The sequence below is a fragment of the Streptomyces sp. NBC_00057 genome, from assembly GCF_045041165.1.
GTDB lineage: Bacteria > Actinomycetota > Actinomycetes > Streptomycetales > Streptomycetaceae > Streptomyces.
In genome coordinates, this window is sequence record NZ_CP108256.1 from 7,814,465 (window position 1) to 7,835,597 (window position 21,133).

Annotated in this window: 18 protein-coding genes and 4 pseudogenes; 5 read left to right on the forward strand and 17 right to left on the reverse strand. The window is 69.6% G+C overall.

What is annotated here, in order from left to right; genetic code table 11:
* Positions 1-345: 345 nt before the first annotated feature.
* Positions 346-822, reverse strand: a pseudogene (locus OG953_RS36940) (ABC transporter ATP-binding protein); the annotation flags it as partial.
* Positions 823-1,614: 792 nt separating this feature from the next.
* On the opposite strand from OG953_RS36940, the gene OG953_RS36945 reads away from it, so the two are divergent.
* Positions 1,615-1,752, forward strand: a complete 138-nt coding sequence (locus tag OG953_RS36945) for a hypothetical protein (protein ID WP_405689778.1) — start codon at positions 1,615-1,617, stop codon at positions 1,750-1,752.
* 253 nt (positions 1,753-2,005) lie between these two features.
* Positions 2,006-2,704 (forward strand): SDR family oxidoreductase, encoded by a 699-nt coding sequence (locus OG953_RS36950; protein ID WP_405689780.1) that lies wholly within the window; start codon positions 2,006-2,008, stop codon positions 2,702-2,704.
* Between the two features lie 104 nt (positions 2,705-2,808).
* Here the strand turns inward: OG953_RS36950 and OG953_RS36955 are convergent, their stop codons facing one another.
* From OG953_RS36955 to OG953_RS37005, 11 genes are all read right to left on the reverse strand, one after another.
* Positions 2,809-3,933 (reverse strand): alpha-hydroxy acid oxidase, encoded by a 1,125-nt coding sequence (locus OG953_RS36955; protein WP_405689783.1) that lies wholly within the window; start codon positions 3,931-3,933, stop codon positions 2,809-2,811.
* Positions 3,934-3,953: 20 nt separating this feature from the next.
* Entirely contained in the window at positions 3,954-5,288 is a 1,335-nt protein-coding gene (locus tag OG953_RS36960) for a PLP-dependent aminotransferase family protein (protein ID WP_405689784.1), read from the reverse strand.
* Between the two features lie 3 nt (positions 5,289-5,291).
* Entirely contained in the window at positions 5,292-6,200 is a 909-nt protein-coding gene (locus OG953_RS36965) for a prephenate dehydrogenase (RefSeq protein ID WP_405689786.1), read from the reverse strand.
* Positions 6,200-7,123, reverse strand: a complete 924-nt coding sequence (locus tag OG953_RS36970) for a phytanoyl-CoA dioxygenase family protein (protein ID WP_405689788.1) — start codon at positions 7,121-7,123, stop codon at positions 6,200-6,202. Before OG953_RS36970 ends, OG953_RS36965 begins: the two co-directional genes overlap by 1 nt.
* 46 nt (positions 7,124-7,169) lie before the next feature.
* Positions 7,170-8,234: a 4-hydroxyphenylpyruvate dioxygenase gene (gene hppD, locus OG953_RS36975; RefSeq protein ID WP_405689790.1), complete on the reverse strand. Its 1,065-nt coding sequence runs from the start codon at positions 8,232-8,234 to the stop codon at positions 7,170-7,172.
* 98 nt (positions 8,235-8,332) lie between these two features.
* Positions 8,333-8,839, reverse strand: a complete 507-nt coding sequence (locus OG953_RS36980) for a flavin reductase family protein (RefSeq protein ID WP_405689791.1) — start codon at positions 8,837-8,839, stop codon at positions 8,333-8,335.
* A 107-nt stretch (positions 8,840-8,946) separates the two neighbouring features.
* Positions 8,947-10,191 carry an MFS transporter gene (locus tag OG953_RS36985; RefSeq protein WP_405689792.1) on the reverse strand — a complete coding sequence of 415 codons (1,245 nt, stop codon included), beginning with the start codon at positions 10,189-10,191 and terminating at the stop codon, positions 8,947-8,949.
* A gap of 52 nt (positions 10,192-10,243) precedes the next feature.
* Complete coding sequence (locus OG953_RS36990; protein ID WP_405689794.1) at positions 10,244-11,488, reverse strand: acetyl-CoA carboxylase biotin carboxylase subunit family protein; 1,245 nt, start codon at positions 11,486-11,488, stop codon at positions 10,244-10,246.
* A gap of 3 nt (positions 11,489-11,491) precedes the next feature.
* Positions 11,492-12,715: an ATP-grasp domain-containing protein gene (locus OG953_RS36995; protein WP_405689796.1), complete on the reverse strand. Its 1,224-nt coding sequence runs from the start codon at positions 12,713-12,715 to the stop codon at positions 11,492-11,494.
* Positions 12,712-13,770, reverse strand: a complete 1,059-nt coding sequence (locus OG953_RS37000; protein ID WP_405689798.1) for an LLM class flavin-dependent oxidoreductase — start codon at positions 13,768-13,770, stop codon at positions 12,712-12,714. Before OG953_RS37000 ends, OG953_RS36995 begins: the two co-directional genes overlap by 4 nt.
* Before the next feature lie 45 nt (positions 13,771-13,815).
* The gene (locus OG953_RS37005) at positions 13,816-15,126 is read right to left on the reverse strand and encodes an ATP-grasp domain-containing protein (protein WP_405689800.1); all 1,311 of its coding nucleotides are present in this window, start codon (positions 15,124-15,126) and stop codon (positions 13,816-13,818) included.
* 451 nt (positions 15,127-15,577) lie between these two features.
* On the opposite strand from OG953_RS37005, the pseudogene OG953_RS37010 reads away from it, so the two are divergent.
* Positions 15,578-15,790: pseudogene (locus tag OG953_RS37010) on the forward strand (transposase family protein); the annotation flags it as partial.
* A gap of 20 nt (positions 15,791-15,810) precedes the next feature.
* On the opposite strand, the gene OG953_RS37015 reads toward OG953_RS37010, so the two are convergent.
* On the reverse strand, positions 15,811-17,400 hold the full coding sequence (locus OG953_RS37015) for a helix-turn-helix domain-containing protein (RefSeq protein WP_405689802.1): 1,590 nt from the start codon (positions 17,398-17,400) through the stop codon (positions 15,811-15,813).
* 191 nt (positions 17,401-17,591) lie between these two features.
* On the opposite strand from OG953_RS37015, the pseudogene OG953_RS37020 reads away from it, so the two are divergent.
* Positions 17,592-18,281 (forward strand): annotated as a pseudogene (locus tag OG953_RS37020) (helix-turn-helix transcriptional regulator); the annotation flags it as partial.
* A gap of 198 nt (positions 18,282-18,479) precedes the next feature.
* On the opposite strand, the gene OG953_RS37025 reads toward OG953_RS37020, so the two are convergent.
* Genes OG953_RS37025 through OG953_RS37035 form a run of 3 tightly spaced genes read right to left on the reverse strand, consistent with a single transcriptional unit; the run spans position 18,480 to position 19,773 of the window.
* Positions 18,480-18,668, reverse strand: a complete 189-nt coding sequence (locus tag OG953_RS37025) for a hypothetical protein (protein ID WP_405689804.1) — start codon at positions 18,666-18,668, stop codon at positions 18,480-18,482.
* A gap of 23 nt (positions 18,669-18,691) precedes the next feature.
* Complete coding sequence (locus OG953_RS37030; protein ID WP_405689807.1) at positions 18,692-19,207, reverse strand: putative immunity protein; 516 nt, start codon at positions 19,205-19,207, stop codon at positions 18,692-18,694.
* Positions 19,204-19,773, reverse strand: a complete 570-nt coding sequence (locus tag OG953_RS37035; RefSeq protein WP_405689809.1) for a putative immunity protein — start codon at positions 19,771-19,773, stop codon at positions 19,204-19,206. Before OG953_RS37035 ends, OG953_RS37030 begins: the two co-directional genes overlap by 4 nt.
* A 133-nt stretch (positions 19,774-19,906) precedes the next feature.
* On the opposite strand from OG953_RS37035, the gene OG953_RS37040 reads away from it, so the two are divergent.
* On the forward strand, positions 19,907-20,644 hold the full coding sequence (locus OG953_RS37040) for a MerR family transcriptional regulator (RefSeq protein ID WP_405689811.1): 738 nt from the start codon (positions 19,907-19,909) through the stop codon (positions 20,642-20,644).
* Between the two features lie 44 nt (positions 20,645-20,688).
* On the opposite strand, the pseudogene OG953_RS37045 reads toward OG953_RS37040, so the two are convergent.
* Positions 20,689-21,051, reverse strand: a pseudogene (locus OG953_RS37045) (ABC transporter ATP-binding protein); the annotation flags it as partial.
* Between the last annotated feature and the right edge of the window lie 82 nt (positions 21,052-21,133).

The following is a 21,133-nucleotide window of genomic DNA, read 5'->3' on the forward strand; positions in this document are numbered from 1 at the left end:
CGCCGCACTCCCACCCTTGGATTTCGACCGTCCGAGTCCGGCCCCGGAGCGCTCTGGCCGACTCGCGGGGCACCAGGCGGTGGGCCAGGACGATCTCCCTGACCGTTCTGCCGCCCGCCACGACGGCACTCGTCAGTAGCCTGCGCCACCACAGCCTGGTCGACGGCATCACCACCGCCTACGGCGACGCCCTGCTCCGGGCCCGCCTCGCACACCGGCTCGGTGCCCTCGCCGGACACGACCTCACCGTCGTCCCCGGAGCCACCGAGACCCTCTCCGGCAAGGAGGTCTGGTGGGCCGGACACGAGGGCAGGGGTTCTGTCCGGGCGGCGAGGGGAAGCCGGCTCAGGAGGAAGGCGGCCGCTCGCCGTGCCATGAGCGCCAGAGCGTGGCGTAGGCGCCGTCGGCTGCTACGAGATTGTCGTGGGTGCCGAGTTCGGTGAGTCGGCCGTCGTCCATCACGGCGACTCGGGCGGCGTCGTGGGCCGTCTGCAGGCGGTGTGCGATGGCGACGACGGTCCGGCCTGCGAGGACAGCGGCCAGCGCCCGCTCCGTGCGCCGGGCGGTCCTCGGGTCCAGGAGTGCGATGGCCTCGTCGAGTATCAGCATGTGCGGGTCGGCCAACACCACGCGCGCCAAGGCAAGCTGCTGTGCCTGGGCGCCATCCGGCCGATGCCCCCCGTGGCCCAGATCGGTGTCCAGGCCGTCCGGCAGCTCGTTGGCCCACTCGGCGCCGACGGCAACGAGTGCCGTGCGCAGCTCGGCATCGGTGGCGCAAGCCGAAGCGATCTGCAGGTTGTCGCGGACCGTGCCGAGGAGGACGAGCTGTGCCAGTGCGAAGACGAGGATGGTGAGCGCAAGACGGTCCACTGTGGCCACCCCGCCGCCGGCCCTGACCTCGTCGATGATGCGGCCGAGCAGCCACGGGCCGAGGAGTCCGGCAGCGGCGGCCAGCGCGTTGAGGCCGATCGCGGCGGCGAAAGCGCGACCGTCCAGTCGGATCAGCCGGAGCGCCGCCCGGCGTATCCGGAACGGTTCGGCGATGGGCAGGGCTCGGGCCGTCGGCTGGGAGCCGGCAGTCATCGCACGGCCTCCCGGAACGGCGGGACGGTTCCTTCGTCCGCGCGGTCGTGGTCTTCGTCGTCCACGCCGCGGGACACCAGGAGGCGGTAGCCGAGCAGCCCCCCGGAGGGGGGTGGGGTGTGGGCCAGTGATCTGGTGGTGAGTTCGTTGGGACGCAGCAGGTCACAGGGCCGCCTGGTCTCTTCCGGGACATTTGATCGACAATGACCGCTGCCACCCTTCCTGGCCAGGCGAAACGCTGGTTCGGAAGGGGGTGGCGGCATCTGGTAGGACTTCGCGCCCGAGCGAGGGCTACTGCGAGCCACGGTCCGGCCTCAGCGCTGTCCGGGCCGAGGCTGCGTGAAGACCGCCTCGATGGCTGCGGCGCGGCGTGCGCCCGTACGGCCAGAACACGTTCGGGCGGCCGTGTCTCCAACCTGCCAGGCGCTGCAGCCGGTGGACCGACCGTGCTGGAGCGGCACGGATTACCCGCGAGGGGCCGGTCGTGGCGGACGGACTCGACGATCGGCACCGCAGTGGGGGCGAGCGGGCGTGCGTCGAGTTCGACGGCGGCGCCGCCGCACCGACGCTGATATCGTCCACGGCGACCCGGCGGCCGGGCACGGCATCCTCGTCACGTACACCGCGCGGCTCGGCCAGGGCAGCCTGGACTTCGACGAGAGAGCGTGAGCGCGGCCCGGGCCCTGCGCGGCGCGCAGGGCCAACACGACAGCCGGCAGCGCGGATTCGGCCACTTCGTACGGCATCGTGGCCGGTCAGCGATGGCGTACCGGCTCGGTGGGAGGATCTCTGGGTATAGTGCAGGGGTTTCGGGGAACCAGCGGCAGCCCGGAGTCGGTCGAGCTCACGCGCCACCTCGCGTTCATCGACGTCCGGGACCATGGCGGTCCCCCGATGACCACATTGCCGAGGAGGCCGTCCCATGGAACCCGTCACGCTGATCACCGGTGGCTCGACCGGAATCGGCGCCGCCACTGCCCGCGCCCTGCTCGATCAGGGCCACCGCGTGGCCGTCACCGGACGTGACGCGGACAAGCTGGCCGCCTTCGCCGCTTTGGCCAGAGTGGGCGAGCGGCTGCTGACGATCACCGGCGACACCAGCGACGAGCATGACGTCGCCTCCGCCGTGCGCCACGTGGTGGACGCGTGGGGCCGGTTGGACAACGTCATCGCCAACGCCGGTTTCTCGCTGCCCGGCAACCTGGAGAGCCACGCTCCCGAGGACATGCGCGCCATGGTCCTCACCAACGTCCTGGGCCCGGCCCTGCTGGTGCGGGAGACCCTGCCGCACCTCAGGGAGTCCAAGGGCCGGATCGTGATCACCGGTTCGGTCGCCGGGGTGCGCAACACGCCCGGCAACCTGTACTCGGTCACCAAGTGGGCCGCGCACGCGCTGGCGGAGAACACCCGGCTGCTGGTCGGCAAGGACGGGGTCGGCGTGACCGTCGTCGCCCCCGGGGTGGTGGACACCCCGTTCTGGGACAGGCGCGGCGGCACCCCCGAGGCGGCGCCGGCGATGACCGCTGAGCAGATCGCGGACACGATCGTCTTCGCCGTCAACCAGCCCGCGGGCGTGGACATCAACCACATCACCATGCGGCCGACCGGGCAGACCGGTTGACGCCGTACTCCCAACGTCCCTACGACAAGGCTCCCTCGGCCCGCACCGCGTACCACGCGGTGCGGGCCGAGGGAGCCTTCGGGTGTCCGGGTGGACGCGCGGTGTCAGGCGGAGAGGTGGGCGCACCCGGGAAGGACCACCCCGGACCGCTCGAAGCCGGCCACGGTGGGTGCCCCCATCAGGGCCATGACCTCCTCGAACTCGCCCATGAGCAGCCGCAGGACGTCCGCGACGCCCTCCGCGCCGGAGTGGGCGAGCCCCCACAGGGCCGGGCGTCCGACCATCACGGCGTCCGCGCCCAGGCACAGGGCCTTGGCGATGTCGGCGCCGTGCCGGACTCCGCCGTCGAGGACGACCGCGCACTGCCCGGCGACGGCGTCCACGATCTCGGCGAGGGCGTCGGGGGCGCTGCGGGAGAAGTCCAGCTGGCGGCCGCCGTGGTTGGAGACGACGAGCCCCGAGACGCCGTGCTTGACGGCAAGTTCGGCATCCTCACCGGTGAGGATGCCCTTCAGTACCAGGGGCAGGGAGGTCACTTCCCGCAGCCAGGCGAGGTCCTCCCAGGTGATCGAGGCGTCGAACTGCTCCTTGGAGTGCCGGGCGATGGCCGACTCCCCATCACGGCTGCCGTGCGAGGCGGCCATCACGTCGTGCGCCACGTTGACCGCCCGGATGCCCGGGGGCACTGCGAACCCGTTGGTGGCGTCCCGAGGGCGGAACGCCACCCTGGGCGCGTCGACGGTGAGGACCAGCGCACGGAAACCGGCGGCCTCGGCCCGGCGGATCAGGTCCACCAGGAGCTCGCGGCGCCTGAGCCAGTACAGCTGCAGCCACAGCGGGCCGGTGGCCGCGGCGGCAATGTCCTTCAGCGTCCGGCTCGCGAACATGCTGACCGTGAACAGGGCGCCGGCCTCGCCAGCGGCCCGCGCCGTTGCCACCTCACCCTCCGGGTGGGCAAGTTGGTGGTACGCCATGGGGGCGATACCCAGGGGGGCGGCGAGGTCCGCGCCGAGCAGCTCGGTGCGGGGGTCGCAGTGGGAGACGTCGACGAGACAGCGCGGCCGCAGCCGGATCCGGTCCAGGGCCACCCGCCCCGCCGTCAGCATCGACTCGGTGCCGCTGCCTCCCGCGAAGAAGTCCCACACCGGTTGCGGCAGCCGCTCCTCGGCCGCCGCCTCGTACGCGCGCAGCGCCAGCACCACATCTTCTCCGTTCGCCGTACTGTTCAAGGGGTTCGGGGCACCGGCCGTCAGGCGGCGGTGCCGGTGGTCCGCGCGGTGATGAAGGCGGCCAGCCTGGCCATGCCCTCGGCGATGACCTCCGGGCTCTGCGCGCTACACGACAGGCGCAGTTGGTGGGTGCCGCCGCTGTCCAGGTGGAAGTCGCTCATCGGCGTCCACAGCACGCCGTAGGTGCGCGCGGACAGCTCCAGGGCCTTGTGGTCGGCGGCGAAGGGCACGGTGACGACGGCGAAGAAGCCGCCGTCCGGACGGTTCCAGGAGACGCCGAGTTCGGCCCGGCGCTCCGCGGGGAAGTGCCGCTCCAGCTCGTCGAGGAGCGTGTCCATGTTCGTGCGGTAATACGCGATGGCCCCGGCGTTCGCCTCGCGCAGTCGGCAGTCGCTCTCGATGAGCAGTCCGCCGATGACGGCCTGGCTGACGGCCGAGGTGTTGACGGTCGTCATGCTCTTGATCTTGGACAGCTCGTCGGCGAGCAGCGAGCGCCGGCCGCCCGGGCCGACGACCTCCTGGTCGGCGATGACGTAGCCCACCCGGGCCCCGGGCAGCGCCGTCTTGGCGAAGGAGCCCAGGTGCACCACGCGGCGGCCCGTGTCGAGGGCCTTGAGCGTGGGGCGGGCCGAACCGGTCCGTACGAAGAAGCCGTAGGGGTCGTCCTCCAGGACGAGCAGGTCCTCCTCCTCGGCCACCCGCAGTAGGCGCTCGCGGTCCGGGAGGCTCATGCTGGTGCCGGACGGATTGGCGAAGTCCGGGACGACGTAGAAGGCCCGGGGGCGTTCGCCGGCTTCCCTGGCGGCGCGCGCGGCCGCCAGCACCGCCTCCGGGTCGGTTCCGGCGGGTCCCTCGGGCACGGGCCGCACCCGGATGCCCAGGAGCCGGGCCACGCCGGTGATGCCCACGTAGCACGGCGAGCTGACCAGCAGCGTGTCCTCGGGGGCGGCGAAGAGCGCCCGCAGGGTGAGGAGCATGGCCTCCTGGCAGCCGGTCGTCACCACAACGGCTTCCGGGGGCACCTCGATCCCCTCGTCGTTGGCGACCGTCCGGGCGATCAGCTCGTGGATGATCCCGTTGGTGCGGCCGTACTGGAACAGTTGGGTGCGCACCCGGTCGCGCGACCAGCCCAGGGTCTCTTCCAGGTAGCTGGTGTACGTGTGCAGGTGGCGCACGAGGTCGTCGGGCTCGAAGTCGCCCTCGGTGGGCCGACCGGGCGCGAAGGAGATGGCCTGCGGGAACCGGCCGACGACCTCGTTGAGGAAGTTCATGGCGTCGAGGACCGGGTCGCTGAGCGCCCCGTGCAGCTCGTCGAGCGCCAGGGCCTGCAGGGACGGCGGGGCGGCCTGTGTCACCGCTCAGACTCCTCTCGGCGCGGCCGCGGAGGCCGTGCTCAGGGTGGGGGCCGTGTTGCGTGCGGGGATCCGGGCCCGGCCCTGTATGCCGCGGACCAAAGCCGTGGTGAGCCGGTCCGTGTGGACGCGCTGCTGCTCCGGCTCGTGGGCGGTGCCCAGGCCCTGCAGGGCCTCGACCACCTGGTGCAGGTCCTGGGCGAAACCGGTGAGGATGTTGGCGACGGCCACGGCGTTGGAGCCGAGGATGTCGGTCCACAGGTCGGCGCTGCCCGCGGCGAGACGGGTGATGTCCTGCAGTCCCTGTCCGGCGAGCACCAGCTGGGACGGGTCGCCGTGCAGTAACCGCCCCGCGAGCAGGCTCGACACCAGATGCGGGGCGTGCGAGGTGAGCGCCACCGCGCGGTCGTGCTCGGCGTGGGCCATCATGACCGGCCGGGCGCCGCATAACTCGGCTAGGAGCCGGGCGCGTTCGACGGTCTGCGCCCGGGTGTGCGCGGAGGGGGTGAGCACCCAGGGCCGTCCGTGGAACAGGTCGTCCCGGGCGGCGAGCGGGCCGGACTGCTCCCGGCCGCCCATGGGGTGGCCGCCGACGAAGCGGGTGAGGTCGCAGCCGGCCTGGGCCGCTTTTTGCTGGGGCAGTTCCTTGATACTCGCGGCGTCCGTGAAGTCGTGCGCAAGCTGCTGCAGTTGGTGTTCCTTCAGTGCCGCCGCGACGTGCCGCGGTGGTACCGCGATAACGGCCAGGTCGACCGGTCCACGAGGTGTTCCTGCGATACCGGCCCCGAGGTCTGCGGCGGCGCGCGCCGCTTTCGGGTTCGTGTCGATCAGGTAGGTGGTCACGCCCCAGCCCCGAAGGGCCAGGGCGATCGAGGTACCGATCAGGCCGGTTCCGACCACTGCGGCACTTCGCATCAGTGGTCGCTCCACAGGAGCGGGAGGTACTCGGGGTCGCTGTAGTCGGGGGTGCCCTCGGCGGTGCGCCGCACGAGCACGTCGTGGTTGTAGTTGACCTGGGTGCCGTCCGAGCGGAAGAAGTCGTGGTAGCGGTTCTCGCCGTCCTGCAGGTGGAAGGAGATGGCGCGGCGCGGGCGGCCGCTGACGTTGGCACCGCTGCCGTGGTAGGTGCGGCAGTGGTGGAAGTTGACGTGGCCCTTGGGGATGAAGACGGGGATCTTGTTGACCTCGCCCCCGTTGAAGGCCGCGTTGTCCTCCAGCATCTGGTCCAGCTCGGAGCGGTCGCGCTCGGCGAAGTGCAGGGAGGTGGCGTCGTTCTCGGCCGTCTCCTTCCACAGGTGGCTGCCGTCGACCATCGTGATGGTGCCCATCTCCTCACTGCAGTCGTGGAAGGGGATGAACGCGGTCAGCATCCGCTCGGAGGTGGAGGTGGACCAGTAGTGGCGGTCGAAGTGCCAGGGCACGATGTTCGACTGCTCCTGCGCCACCGGGGGCTTGTAGATGAGCGTCGACTGGAACACCCGGATCTGCTCGGCCTGGGCCAGGCGCGCGGCGACGGCGCCCAGCAGCGGCTTGCGTAGGATGCGGCCTATGGTGTCGTCCTCGTAGTGGATGTAGTCGTTGTGCCGCTGGACGTCGCCCTTCTCCGGCTCCCAGTAGGCCAGCTTGGGCGGACGTACCGGCAGGGTGCGGTCGCGGTGGCCGGCGTAGAAGCGCTCGCTGGCGGCCTCCAGCTGCTCGACCTCCTCGTCTGTGAACAGCTTCTTCGACAGGTACCAGCCGTGCTCGGCGTAGAAGGCGACGTCCTCGTCGGTCGGGAGCAGCGCGCGCTCCTCGTCGGTGAGGGTGAAGCTCTGGGCGTCCTGGATGGTCATGGTCATCCTTACAAGGTGCGTGGTTCGGTGGAGGGACAGCGCGTGGAGCGGGTCAGGAGACGGCCTTCTCGCGGGCGACCGCCTCGTAGAGCGCCTTGATGTTGCCGCTGCCGAAGGTGCGGGCGCCGTGCCGGTCGATGACCTCCCAGAAGTACGTCTTCCGTACGTGCTGGGACTGGGTGAAGATCTGGAACACCTGGCCCCAGTGGTCCTCGTCGATCAGGACGTTGGTCCGGCGCAGGTCCTCGACCTGGAGGTTGAGGCGCTCGAAGCGCTCCTGGAGCTGGTCGTAGTAAGAGCCCGGCGTCTGCAGGAAGTTGACGCCTCGCTTCTCCAGGGTCTGCACGGTGCCCACGATGTCGTCGCAGAGCAGCGCCAGGTGCTGCACGCCGGCGCCGCCGTGGCGGGCCAGGAAGGTGTCGATCTGGCCGGGCTCACGGTCGGTGACCGGCTCGATCAGGGTGAAGGTCACCTTGCCGGAAGGGCTCTGGACCACCTTGGAGTCCATGGCCTGGGTGCCGACCTCGATGAATTCCTCGAAGATCTGCGAGAAGCCGAAGACCTTCTCGTAGAACGCGACCGTGGGGCGCAGCTGGCCCGCGGGCAGGCAGATCGCCGCGTGGTCCACGGTGCTGAGCAGTTCCTCGCCCGCCTCGGGGTCGGCGGCGATGATGTCCATCACGCCGGGCAGGAACTGCTCGCGGTCGCCGGTGCGCTGGACGAACCGGTGGGCGACGTCACCGAAGCCCAGGACCGCGGCGGTGACCACCTCGGTGCCGTCCTTGCTGTGGACGGTGGGCTGCTCGACGGCGGTGGCGCCCCGCTCGACGGCCAGTTCGAAGGCCTTGGCGGCGTCGCTGACCTCGAAGGCGATGTTGGCGACGCCGTCACCGTGCTGCATCACGTAGGACGCGGCCGGGTGGGAGGGGGCGAGGGCGGAGGTGAGGACGACCTCGATGCCGCCCTGGCGCAGCAGCAGCGAGCGGTAGTCGGCCTGTCCGGTCTCGGGCCCGGCCTGGCCGCACATACGGAAGCCGAAAGCGGTGCAGAGGTAGAACGCGGACTGCTGGGCATCTCCAACATAGAACTCGACGTGGTCTACGGCCCCGATATCCATGCGAAACCCTTCTGTTTCCATGTTCGGCAGGAGAAAGTCGAGATGTTTTCAGAGAGTGGCGAGCGGGTGAATCAAGAGATTCGGCCCCGAATATCGCTCTAGAGAGTGGAGAACTCGTTCAGCGGCGACCAGACACCGTAGTCGCCCCGACGGTAGAGAAGTGGCTCACGGGGGAAGATTTCGACGCCTTCCACCCGGCCTATGACAAGCCAATGGTCACTCACCTCGATCGCTTTTTCAGCCCTGCATTCCGCAAAGCCGAGTGCAATTCCGGTGAGCAGTGGCGCGCCTTCGGCAATGGCCGAGGGGCGCCATTCGACATGTGCGAACTTGTCCGTGGCCTTGCTCGCGAACACCTGAGAGGCGTCACGCCCGGACGAGGAGAGGAAGTTCACCGCGAACGCCTGCGACGACATGATCGCCGGCAGTGTGCGGGACCCCTTGCCGACGGATACCAGCAGCGTCGACGTCGCCGCCGACACCGCACAGACGGCGTTGCTGGTGAAGCCGTACGGCTCACCCTTTCCGTCTGTTGCCGTCACGATGGCGATCGGGGTCGGGAACGAGCCAAAGAGTTCGCTGAAGCGTACAGAACCGATGTCCATCAAGTCCCTCCGCGGAGCAGCTCGTGAATCGTTTTCGGGCAGGCCGAAGAAATCAACGGCCCACGATGGTGTTTTTTGTAACCGCCGCCGCCCCTTCGCGGCGAAGGTTATTCCGCGGTCGCGCCCACGAGAGTCGTCTCGCGTGCGGCAATCGCGCGGCCGAAGGCTTGGATCGTCAGCGGCAACATGACCGCACCCAATGCGGTGAGCGCCACGGCCAGTACCAGGACGAGTTGTTGGGGGCCCAGGCCGGATCCGGAGCCGGCCACCAGAAGTCCCGCTATGGGCATGGCCAGCATATTGAGCAGATAGAACGGCCCCATGACCTTTCCGAGGTGTTTCTCGGGAAGGACCTTGATGCGCTGCGTCCGGTTGAAGACGTTGAAGTACGTCACTCCGACCATGGCCGCCACGAACGCCGGGGCGTACAGCAGCATGGAGGAGGCGAAGCCGATGAGCAGCAGACAGGAGCAGAGCAGGGCGAAGCCGAAGATCCCGAGCATCCTCACGTTGACGTACCGGAGCAGGAACGGGATGACCAGGAGGTTGACGATCCCCAGCACGCCGATACAGATGTTGAGCATGGCGAACGACGACTCGGGGGCGTGGAACACGCCGGTGACGAGTGCGGCGTTGGCGGCGAGCACCACGGCGAAGACCAGGTTGATCGAGAAGTTGAGCGAGGCCAGCAGGACCAGCGGCCTGCTGCGGACCAACAGGGACCATCCCAGCCGGAGTTCGGCGACGATCTCCGCGGCTCCGCCGCTGCTGGGGGTGCGCAGCCCGCGCGGCAGCGGCAACCAGCAGGCAGCGGCGGCAGCGAAGACCGCCGCGGCGGCGCCGAGCAGCCAGGTCTTGTCGATGAAGGCCACGCCCAGCATCGCCAGGGCGGGGCCGATGGCCATCGCCGAGACCTCCATGCTCTGCACCAGGCCTTGAATCTTGGCCACTTCGGTGCCCTTGGCCAGCTGGGGCACGACCTTCTCGACGGACATGCGCACCGGCGCCATGAGCAGCGAGAGCAGCGGCGCGGCCGTCATCAGAATGGGCGTCAGCAGTGAGGGCGCGGCCAGACAGCCGACGAGGGCGCCGCCGAGGACGACGGCCCGGCCGGCCGTGACGACGGAGAACAGCCTCGCCCCGCCGTCACGGTCGGCGAGGAGTCCGGCGAAGGGGTACGCGAGGAGGGCCGGGAGCCACTCGATCGCGTAGGCCAGGCCGAGGGCCGACACCTCCTTGGTGTCCTGGAAGATGAGCAGCGGGACGGCGAACATCACCATCTGCTCGGCAACCACCCCGAGGAGGACACCGCAGGCGAACAGCCTTTGGTGCAGTACGGATCGCGCGGTCATGAGATCGATCGCTCCCTTGTGCTCGGCCGGGAGCGGCCCGGCCCGAGACTCCTCACTGCGGCACCGGAACGGTTTCGATGTGGAAACCGGCGATGATCTTCCGGATGTCCTCCTCGACGGCCGGCTCGTTGCCGGTGAAGATGAACCGCCCGCTGTGCACCGCGTCATAGCTGCCGCCCGGCTCCATCACCTCGCCCGGGGCCGGCACCAACTCCCGCCAGATAGTGGAGAAGCGGTCCCGCATGGAGGTCACCGAGACGACCTCGGCCGGCAGGCCGGCGGGCTTCGGGATGATCAGCCAGCCGCCGGACGGGTCGCCCGCTTGCGGCGGGACCGTCGCCCGCCCCTCGCACAGGGCGTCCAGCCAGAGCTCGAAGAGGTTGACCCCGAAGAGCTTGTCCGTGAGGTACGGCACCTCTGCCCCGCCGATGCGGCCCGCGATCTCCAGGAACACCAGGTCCCCGTCGGGCGTGACGAAGAGTTCCAGGTGGAACGGCATGGAGGTCATGCCCAGACCCGACACGCAGCGCCGGGCGAACTCGTGCACACGGATGCGCAGCGGGGAGTCCTGGACGACGACCGAGCCGAGCGGCTGCCCGCCGGCCTCGAAGGCCAGGCAGTCGTTGATGTAGCGGGACACCGCCATGAACGGGATCCCGGCGTCCCCGTCCGCGAACCCGTCGACGTGATAGATCGCGCCTTCGACGAACTCCTCGAGCTCGTAGTCGGCGAGGTCGACCTCCGCCAGCAGCATGGTAAGCGCGGCCTCGTCCTCGACGCGGTGCACGCCCATGCTCGCGGCCCCGGACACCGGCTTGAGGATCAGCGGGAACCCGGTGGCCCGGGCGAACTCCAGCGCGGACCCGGCGCTTCCGCAAGCGTCGAAGCGGGGCACGCGGACGCCCGCCTTGGCGACGAGCTCCTTCATCCGCAGCTTGTTGCGGTAGACCGCGACCTCCTCCGGGCGGGGCCCGGGGATGTCCAGCGCCTCGCGGACCTCGGCCGCGATGCCGAGGGTGAACTCGGAGACGGCGATCAGCCGGTCGACCGGGCCGACCTCGTCCGTGACCCGGCGGACCGCGTCGCGCAGCGCCTCGAAGTCGTTGACGTCCTCGATCTGGACGGTGCTCGCGATCCGCTCGGGAGCGGCAAGGATCCCGGTGGCGCCGACCGCGTCGACGACGTAGCTGACGCGGTGCCGATCATGGTCGATGAGCTCCTCGAAGCGGCCCATCGAGAAGTCCCAGCGCGGCCCTTCGGTGTACCGCGGCCAGCGGTTGACGACGACAATGTGCACGGCTCACTCCTCCGTCGCCACGGGAACCGTCTTGATCGACAGGGTTCGCCGGACGAATTCGATGGCTTCTTCCAGCTCCTTGCGCGAGTCCGCGGCGAGCACCGCGTACCCGGTGCGCTGCAGGGAGGAGGAGGTCCGCTGGACGGTGTCGCCGGCCTTCACCTTGGCGGCGACGTCCACGACGGCGGGGTGCGCGCGGACCTCGTCGAGACCGTCGACGGCGATCACCTCGCCGGGGTCGGAGACCACGAAGAGGCTGGCCGAGAACTTCACCGGCCCCTCGGGCGGTGGCGGCAGCTCGTCACCGACGACGAGCCGCAGCACCAGCTCGAACCAGTCCATCCCGTACGCCAGGGAGCACAGCTCCATGATGTAGTCGCCGGGCGTGCGGACCGCGACCTCCATCACCGAGGGGCCGGAGCTCGTCATCCGGAATTCCAGGTGCACGATGCCGGTGCGCATCCCTATGGCGGCGATGACGGACCGGCCCAGTTCGGCGACCTGTTCGGTCTCGGCGGCCGGCAGGGACACCGCAGCCCGGTGCTCCAGCTCGACGAAGTCGGGCGCGTCCGTGGTGGTCTTGGCGGTCAGGTTCGCGAACCAGACCTCGCCGTCGCGGACCAGGGCCTCCCAGCTGTACTCGGGTCCCTCGACCGCGGTCTCCACCAGCAGCGGCCGCTCCGAGGCGCGTCGTACCGCCACGGCGTCGAAGGCGGCGGCGTCGGCGACGAGTTCGACGCCGTCGCTGCCGGCCGACGACAGCGGCTTGATCACCACCGGGAGGCGGGACTTGGCCCACTCGGCCGCCCCGGCCAGGTCGTTGGTGAGGACGTAGTCGGGCTGGCCGATCCCGTGGGCGCGGAAGCGCCCGCGCTGCAGTGCCTTGTTCCGCGAGATCACGGCCGCCCCCAGGGACGGTCCGGGTAAGCCATGGGTCTCCTGGGCCAGGGCGGCGCCCAGGACGTGGCACTCGGTGAATCCGAAGATCCCGGCCGGGCGACTGCGCAGGGCGGCGTCATGGGCGGTCTCCGCCCACAGCTCGTCCAGCGAGCCGTACTGGCCCCGGCTCGGCTCGACGGCGTCGACCAGGCCCTCGATGCCAACGGCCCAGTCCTGCGACTCGATGCCGCGCACCCGCAGGCCGAGCCGGCGGGCGGCCGCCACGTACGGGCGGCCCATGATCCCGACGCCGACGAGCAGCAGTTCGCGCTCTTCCCGCTCGCTCATGATTCCTGCTCTTCGAGACGACGGATCAGGGGGGCGACGTGGGTGAAGAAGTTCCGCATCTCGTCGCGGGTCGGCCAGCCGGAGAAGATGAACTCGCTGATGCCCGCGGCCTTGTAGCTGTGGATGTAGCGGGCGACTTCCTCGTGGCTGCCGACGATGCACAGCGCCGGGCCGCCGCGGTAGGCCACGGCACCGGTCCAGATGTAGGGCGAGAGCCACTCGTCCTTGGCGCTCTCCGCCAGCTGGTACGAGGACTTGACCGCCTCGGAGTCGGTGGTGTTCACCCACTGGCGGATCCACGCCGTGTGGTCCTCGTCCGGGTTGCGCATGAGGTTGGCGAGCTCCGCCACCGCCTCCTCGCGCGTGTCGCGGGACAGCACGTGCATACGGGTGCCCACGCGGCTGCCGGCGTCGAGGAGCGGCTTACTCGCCTTGGCCATGCCCTCGGGGGTGTCGCCGTAGCGCAGCCAGCAGTCGCCGGAGGCGATCGCCGTCTGCTGGGCGACGGCGGAGGCACCGCTGATGTAGATCTCCGGGCGGCCGCCGTCCTTGTGGCCGAGGCCGAGCGAGGCGTCCTTGAGGGTGTAGTGCTGCCCGTCGTAGCTCATGGGCGAGTCGCCCTCCCAGAGGCCACGGATGACCTCAAGGAACTCGTTGCACCGGGCGTAACGCTCGTCGTGGCTGAGGAAGTCGCCATAACCGGCCTGCTCCGCCGGGGAGATGCCGGAGACGATGTTGAGGGACATGCGCCCGTCGGTCATCCAGGACAGAGTGTTGACGACCTGCGCGAACAGGGTCGGCGACATCAGGCCCGGGCGGTAGGCCAGCATGAACTTGATGCGGTCCGTCACCTGCGAGAGGGCGCCGAGCACCGGCAGCGGGTCGGGCAGGTAGTTGGAGATGCCGAACAGCAGGCTGTCGACGCCGAGTTCTTCAGCCTCCTGGACGAAGTCCTTGACCTCGCCCATGTCCAGCTTGCCGATCTTGTACGTGTCCGTGGGTTTCGCCTGTCCCGTGTCGGGCGGCGAGCACCAGTGGAGACGGAGGGGTTCCATCGTGTTTCTTCCTTCCGTTGCGGGCACCGGGAACGCGTTGACGTTTCAGGCGCCGAGCACACGGACGCGGTCGCCGATCTCGGACCAGCGCTCGTGGGCCTCTTCGGGGGAGTCGGCGGTGAAGACGACGGCGGCGATCCGGCAGCTGTAGTCGGCCTCGTCCGTCTTGATCCCGGCGCCGGGCTCGACGAGGACGTGGCTCGCCACCACCCAGGGCTCGGCGGCGAGTTCGTCCCAGCCTTCGAGCCGCGCGTACGAACCCGCGCCGCCGGCAGTCAGGAAGCGGATGCCGGCCGCCTTGGCGACGGGCTCGCGGTACGCCCCCGAGCGCTCCGGATCGGCGCCGGTGATGTCCGCGAGGACCTTGCCCGGCAGCATGAGGCCGGTGGCCATTTCCATCAGCTCGGTGATTTTGTCGCCGGGCAGCCGCGCGGCCACCTCCATGAGGACCGGGCGGCCCTCGTTGAGGCGCAGTTCGCAGTGGAACGGGCCGGTCGTGATGCCCACGGCCTTGACGACACCCGTGGCGTACGACGCCAGTTCGTGGCGCGTGGCCTCATCCAGCGGGGCGGGCGTGAGGTGTCCGAGTTCCAGGAACCGGGGCTCGGGGCCGAGCAGCTTCCGGGTCACCGCGACGACGACCACACCTCCGTCGCGCACATATCCGTCGGCGCTGTACTCCGTACCGGGCACGTATTGTTCGAGGATCGCGTCGCGGGTGAGCGTGCGGTCGAATTCGAGCCCTTCCTCGGCGTGCATCGCGGCCAGTGCCACGCGCGCCTCTTCGATGCTGTCGACGCGCGAGACGTGCACGCTGCCGCCGGAATCGACGGGCTTGATGACCGCGGGAAATCCGACGTGCGCACAGGCCTCTTCGAGGTCCGCCGAGTCGCTCACCACCACGAACTTCGGCACTTCCAGGCCGGCCTCGGCCACCGCTTGGCGCATTCTCCCCTTGTGCCGGACCTGGTCGACGGCGGTGGGGGTCAGGGCGGGCAGTCCGAGACGTGCCGACAGTTGTGCGGCACCGGGTACGTAGTATTCACCTCCGGCCACCACGGCATGAATCGCGTTTCGCTCATGGGATTCCATGACGGCGGCCTCAAGGGCGGCATTGTTATTGGTATCCACCGTGACTATCTCGGTGGTAAGGGAGCGTACTGCGTCGGCAATTACGCGACCCTCTCTCTCATAGGAGGCCACGACGATATCCCAGCCCAGGGCATGGGCGTGCGCGATATAGGCGTTCGCTGAGAACGCCGGCTGCACCACTAAGACACGATAAGACACAGAAGTTCCTCGAAATCTCGCTCTGAGGTCGGCGATGGCCCATCTGGGAGAGCACTTGGACCGCATCACGGCATGGCGAAGCCAGCCACCATGCCAGGGAATGATTGATGCCAAAGACCGCGAAACGTCATGTACGCTGCAGTAATCAGCAGAAGTTGACGGATAAACTTCCGCACGGGATCCGTGGGTCAGTCAGCCGTGGACGCTCGCCTCAGGCAGAGCCCGCCAGGTGCGGCAAATCCCAAGGTAGAAGGAAGAACACAATCAATCGCCCCCCGTGGCGTTGCAGGTCAATAAATTCCCGCGTGCTGATCGATACTCTAGGCGTTAGCACGGTTCGAGGTCAATGAATCCTTGGGCCCGATTCATCTGCGGCGACTGATGCCCTGGTGTCCGTTTTAGTGAAACATGATCGTGATTCACCCCCCGGTGTCGTCCGCACCATTTTCACCTTTATCGGGAGGACGTGAACGGCACGTGTCCTCGGCCGGTCGGGAAGCGAAATCGCGGCACGCCGGTGCGCACCTGGCGCTGCCAGGCGACCGCCACGGCGACCAATTCCGACCCGCCATACAGCGGCAAGCACCACGACCACGGTGTGAACATTCAGGGACTGGCCACTGCGGAAGGGGAGTTGCTCTTCCTCGGCCAGGCCCGGCCCGGCTCCGTCCACGACCTGACCGCCGCCCGCGCCGACGGGATCGTGGGCGCCGCGACGCACGCAGACATCGAAGTCACCGCCGACTCCGGCTACCAAGGAGCCGGCGGAACCATCCGCGCCCCCTCAAGCGACCACCGGGCAAGGGCCACAACGGCTGGGAGAAACGCGCCAACTCCGCGCTGGCCAGACTCCGTGCCGCCGTCGAGCGCCCCGTCGCCACACTCAAGCGCAAAGGGTCCGTCGACAGTTTGAACGTGTCCGTCAGGTGAGGCCCCAGATGGAACCGAAGAACGCCACCCACTGGTCACGCAAATCGATGGCCGACCGCAGTGGGCTGTCGAAGTCGACAGTGGGCCGGATCTGGCGGACATCTCCTCCAGCGTGCTGACCACGACCGCCTCCACCTGGTCGACGCTGATGGTGGGCGGCCGGCCCGGCCGGGGCTCGTCCACCAACCCGTCCAGCCGGCCGGCCAGGAACCGCCGACGCCACTTGCGGACCGTATCCGCCGCTACCCGAAGATCCCGCGCCACCACAACAATCGGCGGAACGTCAGGGCCTGCACACGCCAGCACGATCCGCGCCCGTAACGCGGTGTCCTCGGTCCAGGCCGTCAGCGGGGCGCCTCCGGCCAGGGAGCGGTGCGGGCGCTCGGTGTTGTACCAGCGGGCCCAGGCGGCGAAGCGGTCCACGAACCGCTCGATGCGCAGCGGGCCGGTGTCCTCGGCGGCCGTCTCGGCGGCGTGCTGGGCGGCGACGGAGTCCTTCACCGGCCCGTACAGCTTCCCGCCGGCGTCGCGCGGGCCGCCGGTGAAGCCGGGGAGCTGGGAGATCAGCGTCTGCTCGATCGTAAGGTTCAGCCGCTCCACCTTGCCCTTGCGGTGCGGGGTGAACGCGGGCAGGCGGTGCATGACGACGGCCAGGCCGCCGAGGACCTCCTTCACGGCGCCGGCGGCGAACTCCAGCCCGCGGTCGATCCGTACGCGCTCGGGCACCGCGCCGAACGGCGAGAGGTCCGGTTCGTGGGTGAGCGCCATGCGCATCGCGGTCAGCACCGTGCCGGAGGTCGGGGTGACGGCGATGGCCCAGCCGAGCAGGGCCCGGGTGCCGTCGTCCACCACGGTGGTCAGCCACGGCGCGAGCGCCTTGCCCTTGGGCGGCAGGACCAGGAGCGGGAGCTGCTTGTGGTCCATCTCCCAGGTCCGCCCGCGCAGCGCGTCCGGGCGGCGCAGGTAGACCGCGGCCGCCCGGCGCCCGGCCTCACCGGTCCTCCACGCCGCCCGGTCGGAGGCGGTCATGTCGGCGATGAACGCGCGTTGCAGCGTCCGCTCGGTGACGGTCTTCGCCCGCGCCCACCCCTCGGCGAGGAAGTCGGGCACCGGCGCCCCGGCCGTGGTGCCGTCCCCGGCAGTGACCGCGCGCCGGGCGCGGGCCGGCGCCGCGACGTTGCCCCGGTAAAACGCGAACGCCGCCTGGTCGGTTGCGCTCAGCTCGTAGCGGGGCCGTACGGCCGGCTCGGCGGCCTTCGGCGGCGCGAGCCACCGCCACACCGTCCGCTCCGACACCTCCAGCGCGTCCGCGACCGTACGGACGTGCGCGGCGGTCAACGCCTCGTCCTCCCGCAGCCGGGACGGCCGTTCGACGGCCGCCCGGCGTTTCTCCGCCGACACCCTCCCCATGAACCGAAGTGTCAGTGGTGTCGGCGGCGCCGTGCCCGAACATGCGCCCGCATCCACACGTACGAGTGGACCTCGGCCGAACCGGTGGCGCACGCGGGCCCGGCGTGATCCAGATACGGCCGAGGCGGCTCGGATTCCCTCATCAATGGGTGGTGCTGACTTTTTGACGGGCCGGGGTTTTTGAGGGAGTCGGCCTCGGCTCGGCGCTCGCTTCGGCCATGCGGAAGGTGGTCGACGCGCTGCCCGAAAGCCACCGGGCCACCGCGAGCGACGCGGCCCAGCGATTTCTCGTCGACCCGGAGACCGACCTGCTCTCACGTCGGCTGGTCACTGTGGAGGTACCCGACACCACAATGATCGAGGTCCGGCGCGCGGTGCTCGCCGGACACAAGCTGCGCATCCATTACGCGGCCACAGGCCAGACACCACAGTGGCGCACGGTGGACCCGATCGGTCTGGTCACCGTACGCGACCGGGGCTACTTGCTGGCCACGAGATCTGGCGCGGACCGCACCTACCGGCTGTCGCGGGTGTTGGCCGCCGAGGAACTCCCCGAAACGGCACAGCGACCAATCCAGGTCGATCTGGACCGGATCTGGCGGGAACGCTCCGCGCAGTTTCTCTCCGGCGGCGACGTGCGGGTACGGGTGAACCCGGCGCGGCGGGAGGACCTGCTGGACACCGCGCTGGCCGTCCGCGCAGAAGACCCCGACGCAGACGGCTGGCTGCGGCTGGATGTGACCTTCCAAGATTCACGACACGCCGAATGGGCGCTGTGGCAGCTCAGCACGGACGCGGAAGCCCTGGCCCCGCAGTCGTTGCGAACTTCCCTACGCAACCGCGCCGCCGCGATCGCCACCTGCTACGGCGAGTCATTCTGAGAGTTGTCGCCTTCTGCGGGCCGCCGCCGACGCGATTCGGACCGCTCCATACCGGTAGGTGCCAAGCGCGCCGTACGACGCGTGCGCAACGCGCGGCGCTGCCTAGTTGTTGCGGAGCGTCACGAACGTCCCGCCCCGCAACAACTAGCCGGTTGGTGTGTCGACCACCGAAGCCTGACGATCTTCAAAGAACCTTGGTTACTTGAGGGCAGACTGCCCACCGTGACTGACGCGCTCGGCGCCGACGACGACCTCCTCGCCGTTTTCCCGCTGCGCTCCAGCGAGATCCGCATCGGCTACGCCCGGGTCTCCACCGGCGGGCAGATGCCGCTCGCGCAGCGCGGCGACCATGTTCACCAGGTCCTGGAGGGCTGCGGCCGTACCCATGAGAGGCCGTGCACGGTTCGGCTTCAGCAGTCGAACACCGACCAGCAGATGTCGTTGCGCAGCCGCTGGTCATCAAGTACGAGTTCGCGGATCGCCTCCGGGAGCTGATTGCGCTGCCACTGGCACTCGAGTCGTCCTGCGGTCTCGCTCTCGCCTTCCGGTGCCGCTGCACGTGCCGCCTTGATCGCGTAGGCGGCCGAGCCGAGCTCGTGCGCGGCGACGTGGGCGACGGCCCCGGCCTGGCCGGCGGCGTACGCGGCATGCCGTGCTGCCCCACGCAGGTCTCTGGCTGCCCCCATCGCATGCCCGCCCGCCGCGCGGGCCTGCATCATCTTGACCTCGCCACGTACCCAGGCCCGGGCATGCTCGATCGCCCGGCGCGGTCGCGGGTCCACGGGCCGGGCCGACTCGAAGAGGCCAAGGACGTGCTCTGCGCAGGCGGCAGCCCATAGAGCGAGGAGACGGTGATCCGCATCAGTGAGAGTCCCACCACGGCGGATCGTCACGAAGCGAGGGTCGCGGACCTTCGGGAGGATCACGACGTGCACTCCCTCCTGCGCGCATCGGCGCCGCTCGCTGCGGTGTGCCCTGGCGGCCGGTCAGCCGCCTGGCGCAGGGAATGATCCAGAGTGCCCATCAGCCGGGCGACACGACTGCTGCCGCCTGCCGCGGGCGGGTAGCGGCACAGCACATCGATGAGCACCGGTGTCGCACGCTGCCGCGACCGTTCCAGCAGGGCATCCCCGATCGCGGTATCACCGCCCGCCTCCACCTCCCCGATACGCGCAGCGCTCGCGCAGGCCCGCAGGATGTGGCCGACCTGGCCGGCCTGGGCGATGGGGTGCAAGTACGCGGCCGATGCGGCGTCGCCGGCGGATCGCGCGGCCAGTCGTGCGGCTTCGGAGGGCGCGGACCGGGCGGCTCGGTGAGCGTCGAGGGAAGTGACGCGCTGCAATTTCGTCCTGTTGGCACCGTTGATGAACGTCCAGGCCGCGTCGATCGCCGCACGGGGGCGCGGATCGTCGGGAACAGCCTGCTCAAAGACCGACAGGACGTCCTCTGCGTGCCGAACAACGTAACGCGCCACGACGCGCAGTTCGTCCATCGTCAGATCGAAGTCTCCGGACATGGTGTGCGTGCTCTGTGCCATGTTCCTGAATCGTATCCTTGAACGCTCGGTGGAGACTCTGCGACGAATCCTCCGCTCACCTGCGTCGGAACCCTCAATCGGAGGTCACATGCGGCCCGTGGACCTGGCTCGTCGCCATGGCCTGTCCACGCAGGCGGTCCGCAACTACGAGGACGCCGGCATCATCCCGCCGGCCCACCGCAGCCGGACGGGGTACCGGGACTACACCACCACTCATGCCGCCGGCCTCGCGGCCTACCTGGCGCTCGTCCCTGCCTTCGGCTACTCGACCAGCCGACGCATCATGCATGCCGTCACCGGCGGCCAGCTCGACGAAGCACTGGAGTACGTCGACGACGGGCACTCACTCCTGGCTCGCGACCGCAACACGCTACGAACCGTCGAAGCGGCGCTCTCACACCTCGGAGCCTCCGCCCCGGATGCAGCGGCCAGCACTCGGACGCCGTACAGCATCGGTGAACTCGCCCGCCACCTCGCGCTCAACCCGGCCACCCTGCGCACCTGGGAACGCGCTGGAGTCCTCACCCCACAACGTGATTCGCGCACCGGGCACCGCCAGTACCTTGCGCAGGACGTGCGCGACGCCGAACTGGCGCACCTGCTGCGCCGGGGAGGCCAGCCCCTGGGCACCATCGCCACCGTCCTCGGAGAACTCCGCGACGCTGGCAGCCTCGATGCGCTGGCCAGGACCCTGGAACCGTGGCGGCGCGACCTCACGTCGCGCGGATTGGCCCAGCTGTACGCCGCCGGTCAGCTCTCCACCTACCTCGACTCCTTGGACGGATCGGCGAGAACCGGCTCAGCCCCAGAGCACGGACCCCACTGACGTTTCCGATGTCGGGACCACTGACATTTCCATGTCGGACGACAGCGCGGCAGCGCCCCACCCAGCCTGGTCGCCTGCATGACCACAACCTGCACAGAACGGAAGGCGGCGTCCAGCCGCACCCTGGTCATCGTGCGGTGTCGCATGATGGCCAGCCACGCGTTCAACACCTCCACACCCAACAACGCCGCGACCCAGCCGACCAGCGCGGATCACTGCCCCGGTTCCAGCCCGTCGTCGATGGCGCGGGACAGCACGTACGGCGGCAGCGTCAGACAGACCATCCAGGCGCTACCGCGTCGCGCACCGGCTGCGATCCGGCGGCGCTGACTGGTGATCAGCCGCCATAGGTACCGCACGGCGCTGCGACGGTCCGGGGTCCCCGGATCCATGTACGAATCTGTCATGTACCGCACCTTAGTGATCGCTGACCGATTCGGACCGCACTGAGGCGCGTCCGGCCGTGGACGGAGCGAAAGCTCCGCCATG